This window comes from Dokdonella soli, assembly GCF_039523175.1.
Lineage (GTDB): Bacteria > Pseudomonadota > Gammaproteobacteria > Xanthomonadales > Rhodanobacteraceae > Dokdonella_A > Dokdonella_A soli.
In genome coordinates, this window is sequence record NZ_BAAAEU010000004.1 from 291,795 (window position 1) to 308,083 (window position 16,289).

Annotated in this window: 14 protein-coding genes; 6 read left to right on the forward strand and 8 right to left on the reverse strand. The window is 65.1% G+C overall.

Annotated features, from left to right (window positions below):
• Positions 1 to 17: 17 nt before the first annotated feature.
• From ABD002_RS04845 to ABD002_RS04865, 5 genes are all read right to left on the reverse strand, one after another.
• The gene (locus ABD002_RS04845; RefSeq protein ID WP_343787728.1) at positions 18 to 1,250 is read right to left on the reverse strand and encodes a parallel beta-helix domain-containing protein; all 1,233 of its coding nucleotides are present in this window, start codon (positions 1,248 to 1,250) and stop codon (positions 18 to 20) included.
• 152 nt (positions 1,251 to 1,402) lie between these two features.
• Positions 1,403 to 2,467 carry an AraC family transcriptional regulator gene (locus ABD002_RS04850; protein WP_343787730.1) on the reverse strand — a complete coding sequence of 355 codons (1,065 nt, stop codon included), beginning with the start codon at positions 2,465 to 2,467 and terminating at the stop codon, positions 1,403 to 1,405.
• Between the two features lie 103 nt (positions 2,468 to 2,570).
• The gene (locus tag ABD002_RS04855; protein WP_343787732.1) at positions 2,571 to 5,117 is read right to left on the reverse strand and encodes a DUF349 domain-containing protein; all 2,547 of its coding nucleotides are present in this window, start codon (positions 5,115 to 5,117) and stop codon (positions 2,571 to 2,573) included.
• A 13-nt stretch (positions 5,118 to 5,130) separates the two neighbouring features.
• Positions 5,131 to 6,360 carry a TraB/GumN family protein gene (locus ABD002_RS04860; RefSeq protein WP_343787734.1) on the reverse strand — a complete coding sequence of 410 codons (1,230 nt, stop codon included), beginning with the start codon at positions 6,358 to 6,360 and terminating at the stop codon, positions 5,131 to 5,133.
• 26 nt (positions 6,361 to 6,386) lie between these two features.
• Complete coding sequence (locus ABD002_RS04865; RefSeq protein ID WP_343787736.1) at positions 6,387 to 7,274, reverse strand: carbon-nitrogen hydrolase; 888 nt, start codon at positions 7,272 to 7,274, stop codon at positions 6,387 to 6,389.
• Positions 7,275 to 7,527: 253 nt separating this feature from the next.
• On the opposite strand from ABD002_RS04865, the gene ABD002_RS04870 reads away from it, so the two are divergent.
• Positions 7,528 to 9,231 (forward strand): sensor domain-containing protein, encoded by a 1,704-nt coding sequence (locus tag ABD002_RS04870; protein WP_343787738.1) that lies wholly within the window; start codon positions 7,528 to 7,530, stop codon positions 9,229 to 9,231.
• A gap of 100 nt (positions 9,232 to 9,331) precedes the next feature.
• Here ABD002_RS04870 and ABD002_RS04875 read toward each other — a convergent pair whose 3' ends face one another.
• The 3 genes from ABD002_RS04875 to ykgO form a co-directional block, all read right to left on the reverse strand.
• Complete coding sequence (locus ABD002_RS04875) at positions 9,332 to 10,366, reverse strand: agmatine deiminase family protein (RefSeq protein WP_343787740.1); 1,035 nt, start codon at positions 10,364 to 10,366, stop codon at positions 9,332 to 9,334.
• A 4-nt stretch (positions 10,367 to 10,370) separates the two neighbouring features.
• Entirely contained in the window at positions 10,371 to 10,718 is a 348-nt protein-coding gene (locus tag ABD002_RS04880; protein WP_343787743.1) for a hypothetical protein, read from the reverse strand.
• A 339-nt stretch (positions 10,719 to 11,057) separates the two neighbouring features.
• The gene (gene ykgO / locus ABD002_RS04885) at positions 11,058 to 11,183 is read right to left on the reverse strand and encodes a type B 50S ribosomal protein L36 (RefSeq protein WP_291187865.1); all 126 of its coding nucleotides are present in this window, start codon (positions 11,181 to 11,183) and stop codon (positions 11,058 to 11,060) included.
• Positions 11,184 to 11,340: 157 nt separating this feature from the next.
• Between ykgO and ABD002_RS04890 the strand changes: the two genes are divergently transcribed.
• The 5 genes from ABD002_RS04890 (at position 11,341) to ABD002_RS04910 (ending at position 16,004) form a co-directional block, all read left to right on the forward strand.
• Positions 11,341 to 12,021 (forward strand): response regulator transcription factor, encoded by a 681-nt coding sequence (locus tag ABD002_RS04890; protein ID WP_343787747.1) that lies wholly within the window; start codon positions 11,341 to 11,343, stop codon positions 12,019 to 12,021.
• Complete coding sequence (locus ABD002_RS04895; RefSeq protein ID WP_343787749.1) at positions 12,005 to 13,387, forward strand: sensor histidine kinase; 1,383 nt, start codon at positions 12,005 to 12,007, stop codon at positions 13,385 to 13,387. The genes ABD002_RS04890 and ABD002_RS04895 overlap by 17 nt, the downstream gene beginning before the upstream one ends.
• A gap of 332 nt (positions 13,388 to 13,719) precedes the next feature.
• Complete coding sequence (locus tag ABD002_RS04900) at positions 13,720 to 14,349, forward strand: hypothetical protein (RefSeq protein WP_343787751.1); 630 nt, start codon at positions 13,720 to 13,722, stop codon at positions 14,347 to 14,349.
• A gap of 508 nt (positions 14,350 to 14,857) precedes the next feature.
• Entirely contained in the window at positions 14,858 to 15,535 is a 678-nt protein-coding gene (locus ABD002_RS04905; protein ID WP_343787753.1) for a DUF5343 domain-containing protein, read from the forward strand.
• Complete coding sequence (locus ABD002_RS04910) at positions 15,528 to 16,004, forward strand: TIGR02391 family protein (protein WP_343787755.1); 477 nt, start codon at positions 15,528 to 15,530, stop codon at positions 16,002 to 16,004. The genes ABD002_RS04905 and ABD002_RS04910 overlap by 8 nt, the downstream gene beginning before the upstream one ends.
• Positions 16,005 to 16,289: the final 285 nt, after the last annotated feature.

The following is a 16,289-nucleotide window of genomic DNA, read 5'->3' on the forward strand; positions in this document are numbered from 1 at the left end:
TGTTCCGGATCTGCACGCTAGGCCTTGCCCGCAAGAGTGACCGGCGGCAACTTCGACAGCGCGCACTGGTACGGCCTGGTGTCGGTGCTCGGATTCTTGTAGCCGCCCGGGCCGTCCGCGTTCAGCACGCCGACATCCCCGTTCTGCACGCAGATGCGGTCCGTTGCGGGCGGCAGCCCGTCGACCAGCGACTTGGTGTCGACGTAGCCATCCCAGACCACATCCGGGAAATGCCCGTTGATCCCGTACACCGCGCTCTTCAGCAGTTTCAGATCCATGCCGTCCGGCGCATCGCCACCGCCCTTGAAGCGGTTGTCGTAGATGAAGATGCCTTTCGGGTACGGGTTGTAGGCCGGGTCGACGCCGGTCTTGTTGTAGTAATTCGTCGAGAAATAACTCGAGACGATCACGTTCGCGGTGTGATGGTCGGCGATGTCGTTGTCGAAGATCTCCACGCGGTCATTGGAGTTGACGATGACGCCGGATCCGGCCGGGACGCTCGCGACCGCGGCTCCCTTCGCCGCGAAGTTGCCGGTGTTGTTGTCGTGCACCTTGTTCTTGAACACGCGCGAGTTGCGGCCCGCCTGTGACAGGTTCGGCATGTTGAACACCAGGATGCCGCCGGTGTTTTCGGTCGCGGTGTTCTCGTACACGTCGGCGTCGATCGAGTTCTCGATCTCGATGCCGGCGACGTTGCGCTCGGCGCGGTTGCGCCGGACCACGATGTTCTTCGACTGGCCGACGTAGATGCCCGCGTCGGATGCGCCGATCACCACCGAATCCTCGATCAGCACGTTGCGCGTCTTCACCGGGTACAGGCCGTAGGCGCCATTCGTGGTCTTCGGGCCATCGGTCCATTCGACGCGTACGCCGCGGATCGTGATGTTGTCGCCCTCGTTGATCTTCAGCGCATCGCCCTTGCTGTCCTCGAGCGCGAGGTTCTCGATCGTGAAGTCGCTTGCGTTGACCAGCAGTCCTTCCGGACCGACCACCTGGCCTTTGAACGAGAGCACGCTCTTGTCCATGCCGGCGCCGCGGATCGTGACGCCGTTGGTGCGCAGGCTGAGCCCGCGGTTCAGCGTGTAGCGGCCGGCCGGGATTTCGATCACGCTGCCCGGCTTCGCATCGAGCAGCTGTTGCTGCAACCGACTCTGGAAGGATTCGTCCGCACTGCTCTGCGGGGGTGGAGCATTTCCGCCGCAACCGGCGAGCGCCGCGGCAATGACGACGGTGGCACAAGAAACGCGCATGGCGAAGGCTCCCTGGACTGGCGCTGCTGGCGGCGCCCGTTGGGGCGCTCTGGCGCTGCGTCCGCACTCTCGGGCATGTCGGCGTATCGCGGGAGGGGAGGAATTTCCGTCGACGGGGGGCTAATCGGCCAACCGGCGGCATCCCTGGCCCGTCAGGCAACCGCCTGACGCGCCGCCTGCGGCGGCATCCCGGTCCAGCGCTTGAATGCGCGCCGGAACTCGCGCGGGTCGCTGAAGCCGAGTTCGCAACCGATCTCGGCCACGCTGAGCAGGCCGCCCTGGAGCAGATCGAGCGCACGCTCCGCGCGCACGCGGTCGTGGATCTCGCGGAACACGCAGCCGCGGTCGGCGAGACGTCGGCGCAGGGAACGCTCGCTGAGGTTCAGCGTGCGCGCCACGTCCGGCAGGCGCGGATGTTCGCGCAGGCGGTTGCGCAGGAGGTGCGCGACCGAGGCGACGATCTCGTCGCCGTGCGCGCCACCGCTGGCGAGTTGTTGCCGACACAGCAGCAGTGCCTGGGTCGCGGTCAGCGGGTTGTGGCTGGCGAGTCGGTGCTCGAGCCAGCGCGCATCGATCACCGCGCGGTTGTGGTCCGCACCGAAGCGGAGTTCACAGTCGAAGAACGCGGCGTAGTCGCGTCGGTGCGCCGGCGCCGAATAGGTCAGCTCCAGGCGCAACACGCCGAACGGCGGCCCGACCAGCCCGCGCGCGACCGCGAGCGAACTCGCGAACAGCTCCTCGCACAGGAACGGCAGCAGGTCGGGATCACGGAAACGCGGCCACGCAACCAGTGCGACTTCGCGTGCGTCGATTGCCTCGAAACTCACGTCAAGCAGGCTGCCACAGACACGATGGTGCTCGATGCCGACGCGCATCGCGTCACCGAACGTACGCGAGGTCATCATCGCGAGTCCGAGCAGCCCGAAACTGCCGACTGTCTCGTTGCAGCCGACATGCAGGCCGAGCGCCGGTTCGTCGAGCGCGCGCAGCGCACGGCGAATCACGATGCTGGCCTGCCGGTAGGACACGCGCAGCGTCGGGTCGGTGAGCTGCGCGACGCCGAGGCCGAGTCCGGCGAACCAGCTGTCGCAGGCGATGCCGCGCGCGACCGCGAGTTCGGTCAGGTGCACCAGCACGTTGGGCGGAATATCTGCCGTCGTGTAGCGCGCATCGGCGTCGCCCGCGTGCGTGACTTCGGCGGGCGCGACTGCGCTCATACCGTCTCCCATCGATGCTCTGCCTGTGCGTTCACCAGACCGCTATCTAGCACGCCGTCAGCAGTCATGGTTCACGCACTGCAGCATCACGGCGTGTAGCGCATCAGGGCAGCGTTTCCAGAACCGCGGCGAGCGCCCGTTCGACGCGCCCGTCCAGGGCGGCGTCCGTGGTCGGACCAAGCTCGCTCCAGCGGGTCAGCAGGGTCGCGACTTCCTGCGCCGGATTCGGCATCGTCGTGCCGCTCATCCGCGCCGACAGGCGACCGATTTGCCGCGTACGCCGCCGCTCGCGGTCTTCGTCCGGCGACTCGATGCCGGCGAGCAGTTCCAGCTCGACCAGCACGTCGCGGAATGCCTCGTCGTCATGCGGTTCAGTGTCCGCCTGCGCACTCCCAGCCGTCGCAGCGGCGAAACGTGCGGCCAGGACATCCACGGCGATCTCACCTGCGGGCGCGTGTTGCCATTGTTCGAGCAGCGCATCCACCGGAGTCGTCGACATCTCGGCCGCGCGGCACAGTCGGTAACGAGCCTGCCATGCATCGAAGCGCGCATGCCGCAGCGAGCGTTCGCGACGCTGCGCCGCGTCGCGCAGGCTGGCCTGCGCTGCGTCGAAGCGCCGTGCGAGATGCTCGTCGCGTACGCGCAATGCATCCCACGCGGCCTGCAGCCGTGCTGCCGCGCTGCGATCGGGTGTCTCGGTGACAGCGAGCGCTTCGAGTTCCGCGCACAACGCCTCGGCCTGCGCACGCGCATCCGCGTCACGTGCGGAGCGTTCGGCGCGCTCGGCGTCGAGTCGTCCGAACACTGCGTCGATCGCGGCACGGAATGCCTTCCATTGCGCCTGGTCGCGGGCGCGGCGGCCGTTTCCGGCCTGTTGCCAGCGTTGCTGCAACTCGCGCGCGGCAGCGACCGCACCACGCTGCGGCGTGCCCTGACCGAGCGCCTCGGCTTCCGCGATCAGCGCGGCTTTGGCGCGTTCGACGTCCTCGTCGCGGCGCGCGACACGCGCATCCAGAGCGGCGAGACTCGTTTTGAGGCGCTGCGCGAGCGCCTTGCGTTCGCGGGGTTCGACACGGTCCAGCCCACGCAGCGCGTCGGCGGTATCGCGGCGCAGTGCAGCGATCGCTGGCCAGTCCGTGCTGTCGTCGGCCAGTGCGCCGGCGCGCTCGAGCAGCGCGTTCACCTGTTGCGCATGCGATTGCCTGAGTTCCTGACGCTTCTTGAAATATTCCTGGGTCGGCGCGAACGCGGCACGGCAGGCGGCGTGGAAGCGGCGCGCCAGTGGCGATGGCCGTGCGGCATTGCGGCCTTCCACCGTATCCAGCCGCGTCCATTCGGCTTGCGCATCGCGCACGCGCGAAGCCACCGCATCCGGATGCAGGCCCGACGTCACCAGCGCTTCGATCTCGTCGCAGAGCTGGCGGCGACGCTGGTCGTCGGCCCAGTGCTGCCACTGGCTGAGTTCGGCATGGCGGTGCTCGCTCGCGGCGAGGTGCTGTGCGAGCGAGCGCGGCAGCGGCGCCTCGATGCGTCGGCGCAGATCATCGGCGCGCGATTTCGCCGCATGTGCGGCCACGCTCGTGCCGGAATCGATCGCCGCATCGAGCGCATGCAGTGCTTCCTCGAGCTCGGCGAGCAAGCTGCGCTGCTGTTCGCGCTTCTTGCGCTGCTCCGCATTCACTTCGTCGAGCGAAGCGGCAAACCGTGCCTGTGCGAGCAGCGGCGCGACCACCGCGTCGGCCGTCGCAGCCGCATGCGCAGCGACCGGTTCCGCGGCGTGGTCGGTCTCGTCGGCGGCAGGCGTCGTGGCGGCCGGCTCCTCGCCAGCCGGATCGATCGGCGGAGATTCCACGGCGGGCGCGGGCCTCGGGGCCGGCCCCGTGCGGCTCACGACGAGCAGCGCACGGGCCGCCTCATAGCGCGCGCGCAGCGGCGGCGCGACAGCCGCCTCGATTTCCTGCCAGCGTGCTGTGACTGCGGCTTCCGCATCGGCATGCGCCGGTTCGCGCACAAGTTGTTCGAGCTGTTCGCAGAGCAGCCGCGCGCGCTGTTCCAGCGTGGCATCGTCGCCGCGCGCGATACGCAGCGCGTCGATGCGCTCGCGCGCACGCCGGTTGACCTGTTTGTCGGACTTGCGTGCGCGCTCGGCGAGGCGTGCGAGCTGCGCTTCGTCATCGATGCGTTCGACCAGGGCCAGACGGATGCCGGCATCGGCATCCTCGATCGCGCGCTCGAGCAGCAGGGCAGGGCGCGTGACGCGATCCAGTGCCGCCTGGCGCAATTCGGGCTCGCGTGCGTGGCGCGCGATGCGTTCGATCAGTTCGTTGTCGTCCTGCGCCTTGAGCAGGCGCACGCGCTCTACGAGCGACGGGGCCGAGGCATGCGTGCCGGTGAGCAGGTCCAGCCACAGCGCACGCGCCTGCGCGCGCACGTTCGCTTCGGAATCGTCGTGGGCGAGACCCTGCGCGATGCCGGGATCGGCGAGGCGCTTCATCGCCGCGATGCGCACGTCGGCGTCGGCGTCTTCGCGCGCGAGACGGCCCAGGTTGGCGACCAGCTCGGCGTCCGTGTCGTGCACGACGGCCTTGCGGCGCGTTGCGGCGTCCTTCGAGAGCCAGCGCGGCTTGCTCAGAAAACCAGGCAGTTTCATCGGTGGGGATTCTTCAGAGCAGGTTCTTGATGATATGGAAGCCGGCCGCGTATTCGCCGACCAGCGTGCCAAGCGTGACGAACATGAAATTCAGCAGGGTGCGGGCGATGCGGTTCTTCCACCAGCCGCTCCAGTGCGCGACGTCATCGCGCAAGGTGTCGAAGTCGGCGACCCGCGGATGGCGCAGCCAAGCCTCGACGCCGGCGCTGATCGCCGAGGCCGGAATGCCGGGCCGGAACGGCTTCAGCGGCGCGGCGATGAACGCGGCGATCACGCTGAGCGGATGCGCTGCGGCCGCGATCGCGCCGAGTGCGGCGAATCCGCCGGTGAACAGCGTCCAGGCGAGCAGCGCGTCGGTGCCGGCGCGCACGCCACGCGTGAACGCGAAACCGATCGCCGCGGCGATGACCACGAAAACACCGATGGCTATCCACTTCGGCCAGCGCGATGGCGGCGGCGGTGTCGCCAGCTTTTCGAGCAGTGGTCCCGGCATCTCGTTCTGCATCGCGAGTTCGCGTTCGATGCCGGCAAGATGGCCGGCGCCGATCACCACCAGCACGCGCTTCGCGCTGCTGCCGGACGCCTGCTCGCGCAGACGCGCAGCCATGTAGCGGTCGCGTTCGCCGATCAGCGCGTCATACAGCGGCGGCGACTCGCGCGCGAACTCGTTGAACATGCTGCCGAGCAGGTCACCCTGCTTGAGCTTCTCGATCTCGTCCTCGCCGACGTCCTCGCGGGTCAGCACACTGGCGCCGAGGCCGCCGATGATCGAGAGCCGATCCAGGAAACCGACGCTGCGGTAGGCGCGCTTCAAGGTCACGCCGATCTCGCGGTCGATCAGCCAGACCGGAAGGCGGCGCGCGTCGGCGCCGTCGATCGCAGCCTTCATCTCGGCACCGGGCTCGATGCCGAACTGGTCGGCAAGCCGGCGCTGGAATGCGGACAGCGCGAGGTTCGCGGCAACCAGTCCGACCTTGCCCTGGCGGATCACCTGGAACAGGTCGAGTTTGCGGAACGCTTCAGGATCTCGCATCGACTGGAAGCGTGGCTCGCACAACTCCACCGCTACCGCGTCGAACGGCTCGCGCTCGAGGATCGCGCGCACCGCGTCGGCGCTGACCCGCGAAACGTGCGCGGTACCGAGCAGCACGTATTCGACGTCCCCACGGCGCACGTGCGCGACCGGTTGCCCGGTGAGCGCATCGGCTGCAGTGGCGTTGGCGTTGGCGGAGGGATCGGACATCGGCGGAAGGCCGGAAACCTGCGTATTCAATCGCGGTACCGCTTCGTCAGATCGGCATAGGCGTCGATACGACGATCGCGCAGGAACGGCCAGATGCGGCGCACGCTTTCGCTGCGCGCGAGGTCGATCTCGGCCAGCAGCAGTTGGCGCTTGTCGGTCGAGGCCTGTGCGAGGAATTCGCCTTGTGGGCCGGCGACGAAGCTCGAACCCCAGAACTGGATGCCGCGCGCGTCGTCCGGCGCGGCTTCGAGGCCGGTGCGGTTGCAGGCGAGCAGGGGCAGCCCGTTGGCGACCGCGTGGCCGCGCTGCACGGTGATCCAGGCGTCGCGCTGGCGATCCTTCTCGTCCTGCGCGTCGGCCGGATCCCAGCCGATCGCAGTCGGGTAGAGCAGCAGATCCGCGCCGGCCAACGCCATCAGGCGCGCGGCTTCGGGATACCACTGGTCCCAGCAGACCAGCAGGCCGAGCTTGCCGACCGAGGTCTGGATCGGCTCGAAGCCGAGGTCGCCGGGTGTGAAATAGAACTTTTCGTAGAACGCCGGATCGTCCGGGATGTGCATCTTGCGATACGTGCCGGCGATCCTCGCCGAGCGGTCGAACACGACCGCGGTGTTGTGGTACAGCCCGGCTGCGCGGCGCTCGAACAGTGAGGCGACGACAACCAGCTTCAGTTCCTCGGCGAGCTTGCCGAGGCGCTCGGTACTCGGCCCGGGAATCGGTTCGGCGCGGTCGAACTCGCCGACATTCTCGTGCTGGCAGAAATACGGCCCGTTGTGCAGCTCCTGCAGGAGGACCAGCTGCGCGCCCGCCGCGGCGGCCTCGCGCAGGCCAGCCTCGATCGCATCGAGATTCGCGTCGCGGCTGCCGCGATCGGTTTCCTGCAGCAGGGCGGCCTTGAGGGGGCTACTGGGCATGGGGTCGTCGTGAGGCTATGGAGCGAACCGGGAATGGTAGCGCGGATCGTCAAACGCGGTGTGGGTCACATTCGACTTTCGTTAACGCCGGAGTCCCGGAATGGCGCCACGACGGACGGCACAATGCGCGCTCGCCCGCCGCATGAAGCGGCATCGGCTCGCCACCGCAACGGCGATTCAATGTCGCTACCGCACCCCTATCGAGAGACGGCGCATCTCCGAACGCGCAGATGGCATGACCCCGGAACTTCACATGACGACCGTTGGCGGCGCCCCTGGACACGCGACGCGGGAGCGAGCGCTCATCCAGCGCACGACCCTCGATCTCAGTCCCTGCCCGACGTGGGTGTTCGATGCGGTGACGTTGCGGTTTCTTGCGGTGAACCAGGTCGCGATCCGTTTCTATGGTTTCAGCGAAGCGGACTTTCTTTCGATGTCGATCCTGGAGATCCACTCACCCGCCGAAGCGGGGCGGCTGGACGAGTGCGCCGGCGCGGGAGAACCGCCCCAGGCGATGAACGGCATCTGGCGCCATCGCACGAAGAACGGCAGCGAGATCGAAGCCGATCTCTTCGTGCAGGACCTGCCGCTGTGGAGCCGCAACGCGCGACTCGCGCAGGCGCGCGATGTGACCATCGAACGGCGTGCCATACGCGCGCTCGAAGCGAGTGAGCGGCGGTTCCGCGACCTGTTCGAGCACAGCACCGGCTTCATCTGCATACACAACTTCGACGGCATCCTGCTGGCGGTCAACCAGGCCGCGGCCGCAGCGGTGGGTCGCGGCGTCGGCGACCTCCTCGGCACGCCTTTGCACCATCTGTCCGCACCCGAACGACGCCACCTGATCGACGCCTATCTTCAGCGCATCGTGCGCGACGGCGAGGACGCCGGCTACCTGCGCGTGCAGGACCGCAACGGCGCAGACCTGGTCTGGCAATACCGCAATCGCGTCTACGCCGACGCCGATGGCTCGTCATGCGTGATCGCTCACGCGCAGGACGTTACCGCGATGCGCGCCGTCGAACGGGCGCTCCAGCTCAGCGAGCAACGCCTGCGCACGATCGCCGATACGCTGCCGGTGAAGGTCGCCTACATCGACATGCAGCAACGTTTCGTCTTCGCAAACGAAGCCTATCGACGATCGTATGGCGGCAGCGCCGACGAAGTCGCGGGCCGGCACCTGCGCGAGGTGCTCGGCGAGGAACGCTACGCGCAGCGCGCGCCGTTCGTAGAGCGTGCGCTGAACGGCGAGCGGGTCGTATTCGAAGACGAAAGCGGGGAGGGTGACGACTACCGATGCGTCGAGGCGACGCTCATTCCGGAGCTGGCCGACGATGGCGTGAGCGTGATCGGCGTGCACGCGATGATGCAGGACGTCAGCTCGAAGAAGCGCGAGGAGCATCGCCTGATCCGCCTCGCGCGCATCGACAGCCTGACCGGTCTGCTGAACCGCGCGGGTTTCAACGAGCGGTTCGAGAATGCGATCGCGCGTTCACGCGACCAGGGGTCGCTGCTGGCCCTGTTCTATCTCGACATCGACCGCTTCAAGCAGGTCAACGACACCCACGGACACGTGGTCGGCGATGCGCTGATCCGCGTGTTCGCAACGCAACTTGCCGCGAAGGTGCGCGCGTCGGACGTGGTCGCGCGGCTCGGCGGCGATGAGTTCTGCATCGTGATGGAAGGCGTTCCCGACGTGCCGCACGTCGAGGCGATTGCCGCCAAGCTGGTGTCGGCGATGAACCGGGAGTTCGAGCTGCGCAGCGAAGGCGTGTCGCTACCGGTGGGCGTGAGCATCGGCATCGCGCTCTGTCGCGCCGCGCCGCTCACCGCGACGGAACTTGTCGCGCGTGCCGATGCGATGCTCTACGAGGCGAAGCAGGCCGGACGCGGCACCTATCGACTGGCGCTGATCGGGGATCAGGCTGCGCTACGGCGTGATGGACAACGGCCCTGAGCGGTTGCGGAAACCGCAGGCCACAAGCCCTCGGAGGTTCGCCCTTCGATACCTCAGGGCGAACGGATGTCTTCAGAGATGGCGCCCGGCAGTGAGGGATTCAGGCAGCCAGTGACCCCGCCGGCAGCTGCATGGTCAGGCAGTGCACGCTGCCGTTCTGCCAGATCAGCGGGCGCGCATCGACCATGACGACCTCGCGGCCCGGATGCGCAGCGGCAATCACCTGCGCGGCGCGCGCATCGGCAGTGTCGCCATAGGCGGGCATCACGACCCCACCATCGACGATCAGGTAGTTCGCGTACGACGAGGCAAGGCGACGGCCCTCGTCGACGATCGCGCGCGCCCACGGCAGCGGACACAGGCGATACGGACGTCCGTCCGCCGTGCGCAGGCTCGCGATCTCCTCGTGCATGCGCGCGAGTTCGTCGTAATGCGGATCGGCCGGATCGTCACAGGTCTGGAACACGATCGCATCGTCCGGCGCAAAGCGCGCCAAGGTGTCGATGTGCGCATCGGTGTCGTCGCCTTCGAGGTAGCCGCGGTCGAGCCAAAGCACGCGATCGGCGTCGAATGAAGTCTCCAGCAGCGCGCTCATCTCCTCGCGCGACATCTGCGGATGGCGCTGCTGCAAGCAGCGCCAGGTGGTCAGGATCGTGCCCTTGCCGTCGGATTCGATCGCACCGCCCTCGAGCGCCCAGTCGATGCGTCGATGCGCGGCCGAACCGAACACGCCGCGCGCGACCAGCGCTTCGATCAGGCGGTCGTCACGGCCGCCCTCGAACTTGCCGCCCCAGCCGGTGAAGCGGAAATCGACGAGACGAAAGTCGGCGCCGTCGGTCAGCGTCAGCGGGCCGGAGTCGCGCAGCCAGGTGTCGTCGTAGGCAACCTCGACGAAGCGGAGGCGCGCAGCGTCGACGCCGGCAGAGGCGAGCAGCTGCGCCGCGCGGTCACGCACGAGGGCATCGGCCACGCAGACCAGCACCGGCTCGAAGCGCGCGATCGCGCCGACCAGCCCGACATAGGCGGTCTCGACCTGCGCCAGACGCGGCGCCCAGTCGGTACCGGCGTGCGGCCAGGCAATGAGGATCCCGGCCTGCGCTTCCCACTCCGCAGGCAGGCGGAAACGTCGGGTCATGGGATCAGGAGGCCGGGGCAGCGGCGACCGCGTCCGGCACGCTATGGATGACGCGGTTGCGCTCGAAGTAGACCGTGTAGCCGTTGTAGCGCCAGCGGTTGATGGTCGGGTGGCGCGGCTTGTCGCCGCCCGCGGCCGGAAGTTTCTCGACCGGCGCGCCAAACCGCTTCTCGACCTGGGCCATGCTCATGCCGCGGCTCGGTCCGATGCCGGCATCGGCCTGGTAGGCGGCCTTGTGATGGTGCTGCTTCTTCGCAGGCTGCACGTCCAGCGTGTCAGCATGCGCGGCAGGTGCCAGCAGGACGGCTGTGGCGAGGGTGGTCGCAGCGGCGAGAACGAACTTCACAAACATGGCTCAACCCCTTGTCATGAAAAGGAATACTCCGACAGCCGAGCGTCGGGACGCGCCTTTGTAGCAGAACCCGATGGATGGTTCCATGACGCGCGCTGCAGATGCGTCTCAGCTGAAACCCCACCGCCATTGTTACCCCCACCGTTCGCCCTGAGGTATCGAAGGGCGGACGGCGCGCGGCGCCGCCGTTCATGGTTCGATACCTCACCACGAACGGCTACACAACTTACCCGCGGCAGATGCACCTATGCCGCTTCCATCCGCAGGCCCTGCACACGCCGCAAAAGAAAAGGGCCGCAACGCGGCCCTTCACATCGGAATCCGGTAGCGGTGTTCCGCTCAGCGCTGACGCGCCTTGAAGCGCGGATTGCTCTTGCAGATCACGAACACCTTGCCGCGGCGACGCACGACCTTGCAGTCGCGATGGCGCTTCTTTGCGGACTTGAGGGACGACAGCACTTTCATGGAACGCCTCGCAACAGTTTCTGGACACGGAAAGCGCGGAATTGTAAGGGATTTGTTCCATCATGGAAAGTGGGGGAGTCGACTACGCTGAAAGGGGCGGTCGGGCCGGGGCAGCGGACGCCTTGGATTCCCCGCCGAAGTTGCATAGCGTAGCGGCATGCCGAAGGTACTCACCATCGAGGACGACGCGGTCACCGCACGCGAGATCGTCGCCGAGCTGCGCAGTCGCGGCAATGAGGTCGACTGGGTCGACAACGGCCGGGTCGGCCTCGAACGCGCGGTGGGCGGCGGCTACGACGCGATCACCTTGGACCGCATGCTCCCAGAACTGGACGGGCTGGCCCTGGTCACCGCGCTGCGCCACGCCGGCGTGCAGACGCCGGTGCTGATGATCAGCGCGCTCAGCGACGTCGACGAAAGGGTGCGTGGCCTGCGCGCCGGTGGCGACGACTACCTGACCAAGCCGTTCGCGCCCGACGAGATGGCTGCGCGCATCGAGGTGCTGCTGCGGCGCCGGCAGCCGGCCGCGCGCGAGACCGTGCTGCGCGTCGCCGACCTCGAACTCGACCTCATCGAGCGCAGCGCACGCCGCGGCGACCTCGCGCTGGAGTTGCTGCCGATCGAGTTCCGTCTGCTCGAATTCCTCGTGCGCAACTCCGGCCAGGTGCTCACGCGCACGATGATCTTCGAGGCGGTCTGGGGCTACCACTTCGATCCCGGCACCAACGTGATCGACGTGCACATCGGCCGCCTGCGCAAGAAGGTCGATCCGCCCGGCCTCGTGCCGCTGATCCGCACCGTGCGCGGCTCGGGATACCGTCTTGCTGAAACTGAGTGACCACTGGCGTTCCGCGACCACGCGCCTGATCCTGATCTACGGCGCGTTCTTCGCGCTGTGGAGCGTCGTGCTGATCGGCGCGGTGTACTGGGAAACCTCGCGCTATCTCTCCCGTGTCGTCGACGACATCGTCGAGCAGCGCGCGCGCTATCTGACCGCGATCGATCGCGAACGCCTGCCCGCCGCGATGGAAGCAACCGGCGCGCTGGACCTGCGCGGCGTGATGGCGCTCGGCCTGTTCGGCGCCGACGGCCGCTACGTCGACGGCAATATCGAGAAGATGCCTGCAGACCTTCCCGCCGATGGCGTGATCCGCGCACTGCCGCAGGGCCTGCAGCGGCGCGGCATGGAACACCGGGGGCCTGCACGCGGCTTGGCGTTGCCACTGCCGAACGGAGAACGGCTGGTCATCGCGCGCGACACCAGCGTGATCGACCAGGTCGGCGTGATCCTGCGTCATGCCTTGCTATGGGGCCTCACTTTGACGGTGATCCCCGGTCTGATCGGCGGACTGCTGCTGAGCCGGCGGCCGCTGCGCCGCGTGCGCGAGATCGAGTCTGCGATCGAGCCGATCGCGCGCGGCGACCTCGGCCGGCGCTTGCCGGTGTCGAAGCGTGGCGACGAGGTCGACATGCTCGCCGCGATCGTCAACCGCATGCTCGGCGAGATCGAACGCCTGATCGACGAGGTCAAGGGCGTCTGCGACAACATCGCACACGACCTGCGCACGCCGCTGACACGCCTGCGCACGCAACTGCATCGCCTGCAGCAGAAGGGCGACAGCTGCGAGGACCGTGCGCTGGTGATCGACCGCTGCGTCGGCGACGTCGACGCGCTGCTCGACCGCTTCCGCGCACTGCTGCGCATCTCCGAACTCGAAGACCTGCGCCGCCGCGGCGGCTTCGGCAGCGTCGACCTTGGCGAGATCCTGCGCCAGGTGCACGAACTCTATGCGCCGCTCGCCGAGGACAACGGCATCACGTTTCATCTCGATGTGCCTGTGCACGCTTCAATCCACGCCGACCCGCACCTGCTGTTCGAGGCCTTCAGCAACCTCGTCGCGAACGCGATCAAGTTCACGCCGAACGGCGGCAGGGTCAGCGTGAGCGCAAGCATCGAAGCGCAAGGCCCGCGCGTGGAGATCATCGACAGCGGCCCCGGCATCCCGAGCGGCGAACGCGACGCGGTGCTGCAGCGTTTCTACCGCAGCGAATGCGGACGCGAAATCTCGACACCCGGCTACGGCCTCGGCCTCAGCATCGTCTCCGCGATCGTGCGCCTGCACGGATTTCGCATGCAGATAGGGGAGAGTGAGAGCGGGGGTGCGCGGGTCAGTGTGGAGTGCTGGGGCGAGGCGATGTCGTGACGACGCAGGGACGTGGCTGGGCAATTCCGAGCGCTGCCTCGGCATATAGGTCTTGCAGGCATCCACCTCCAATGAGAGCATCGATCATCGTGCCACGCCCAGGGGAAAGGCTGCAGGATTGGTCTGCGGAGCTAGGCGGCGTGATCGTTTGATTCGAGTTGGACAATTCCGATTATCAGGGCCCGGGTGGCCACGTTAGGCTTCGAGATTAGGCTTCATTCTGAATCCGAATCGTAGTTAGACCGCACAGGGGGGGGCACGTGACGGAGGTCGAGAAAACTTCGAATTCCACGAATCACTACCTCCACTTGCATTATGGAATAGTAATTCTTTTGTATGCGATTGCCACATGGCTCGCTTACGCGCTCCTATCTATACCTGCAGCACATGCAAGCTTCATAGCGTCCCTTTCCAGCGCAGCAATTCTTGCCACGTTTGGTTCGGCCATCGCCACTATCGGCTCGCTCTGGACTGGCGACTACGCGAACAGGGCTACGCTCAACGTAGATATCTTGTTCCGAGACATCCTAAAACAAGACGCATGGAGGCGTTGGCCTTTCCTTTTGCGCGGTGGCAAAAAGAAATTGTTTGGCGGCAACATCCAGCAAGTCGAGCTGCGCAACCCAAAGATCCCTCTCAATGTCGGCTCGCATGACATTGAAGTTCTCGTGCCGACCGTGAAAGCTGACTTCTTTGATCTACCGCTATTCAAAAACGTCGTACCACTTTTGCGCTTCCGTGCGGCAGCGCATACAACAATTATCAATTCACCTCAGGACGACGTTTTTCCGAAAAATCAACTCAAGCCAGTTGAGCAGTACTTTGCGTACGAGTGCTTGACTGATATCTGGTGGAGCGTATTTGTGTTTCGTACAGCCAGGTACGTGGTGCACTTTGGCGCCGCACTTACCATCGCAAGTGCGGTCATGGGCGGGGCGGCCGCATTCGCAAGCGCGGTCTAACCGCTCATCCAAGCGGACGCACGAAAAAGCCGCGCGCGGCTTAACTCAAGCATTAGAGGTGCCGGAAATGGATGTAAGCACAAGAGCCTGCATCGCGTACGTGGCAGGCCGCTCAATTAGCGGCAAGGCTGGATCAAACGTCTATGATTACTCGCAATCACGGCATTACAGTGTAAGCGGAAACGTTAAAGGCAAAACTGTAAATGTCTATGATTATGAGCGAAGCTGTAATTTTTCTGGCACGCTCCCGTCACTGTACGACTATGGTCGTAGCGCCCATGTCAGCATAGACATTAAGGGTAAGCAGTTCTCTGGGTACGACTATGGCGATAGTCATCACTTCTCAGGCTCTGTTAACGGCGGGTCGGTCAATTTGTACGACTACGGCACATCACAGCACTATTCGTATAGTCTGTAATTATTCGTCCAGGCGGACGCGCGAAAAGCCGCGCGCTGTTTAATTCCAGCGTTATATCAGGTGTCGCTTGATTGCTTCTAGGGGAAATTGATGGCTACGCACCCATACATCTCCGGGCCTGGAAATGTCGCTCAGATGGTGACGCAGCTTCGGAAGTCGTTTCCAAATGTGATCACGTCGGAGACGGTCAAGAAACTTGGTATCGCTCCCAACAACGAGAGCTATGTAATCAATGCTCTTCAATTCGTTGGGGTAATCGATTCTGAGGGGAAAAAGACCTCATCCGCAGCAAAGGCTTTCTCACATCATAAGGACGAGGAGTTCTCTAAGGAGTTCGCCTCGCTAGTGCAGGAGGCCTACGCATCACTGTTCGAGCTTCATGGCGATAACGCTTGGAAACTGGACAGCGACGAACTAATTACATTCTTCCGTCAAAGCGATCAGACCAGCGCGACTATAGGAGGGCGTCAAGCCAGTACTTTCAAGGTTCTGGCCGGATTGTCGGGCCACGGAGACGTTCCAGAACCAAAGGCCAAGAAGGTCGGCAATGGAGCAAAAGCCGCTAGGGCGAGTAAGCCTGCCCAAGTGAAAAATGAGTCCAAGCCGAGTCCCAATGCGGGCGCTGGCAGTGCTGGGTTTCAGCGGAATTCTCTTGGCGGCGGAGTGGCTCTTACCGTCCGAGTGGAGGTAAACCTTCCAGCTGACGGCACCAAAGAAACGTACGACAACATCTTCAAGAGTATTAAGGAGAACCTGTTAGGTGGCTGATCTCCTTGAATGTTTCGAGAGGATCGTCCGGTCGGCAGGGTCTGTTACAGAGGCCCGATCAGACCCGATCGGCGGGTCGCATCCGTTTGATGACCGCAACATTCATACTAGGATTGAAGGAACGTCGAAGAAATTGTTTGATGATGGCCACTATGCATCGGCCACATTTGAAGCCTATAAGTTCATCGACAAAGAAGTTTCAGCATTGGCAGGAATTAGCGATTCGGGGGTGAAGTTGATGATGAAGGCTTTCAGCGAACAATCGCCGCTCATCAAACTCACAGACTTATCGACAATAAGCGAGAAAGACGAACAGGAGGGCTACAAGTTCATCTTCTCAGGGTCGGTCATGGCTATTCGAAATCCGCGAGGGCATGAGTACGGAGTTGTAGATTCGCCCACAGAGTGCCTGGATCATCTTAGTCTCGCGTCCTTGCTTCTGCGTCGGTTAGAGCGTGCCAAGAAATAGGTACAGCTATTGTGCGTTAGATGGAAAAGAACACGTGCGACGACAACCACTCATTGGATCCATTTGCATCCGTCGTGGCGTCGCGTCCGACGTCCCCAGTACTTGCTGCATTCGCGGCACGTACCTTCGCCGAAACGTTCGCGGCGGACAATCGTGCCGAGGACATGCAGATTCATCTTGCGTCGTCCTACGGTGTTGCACCGTGGACAAGAGAACTCACGGATCCCGATGTGGCCACTCTTCTCGCACACCGGGACCGCACGCTGGTCGCGTACGGGCAGCGCG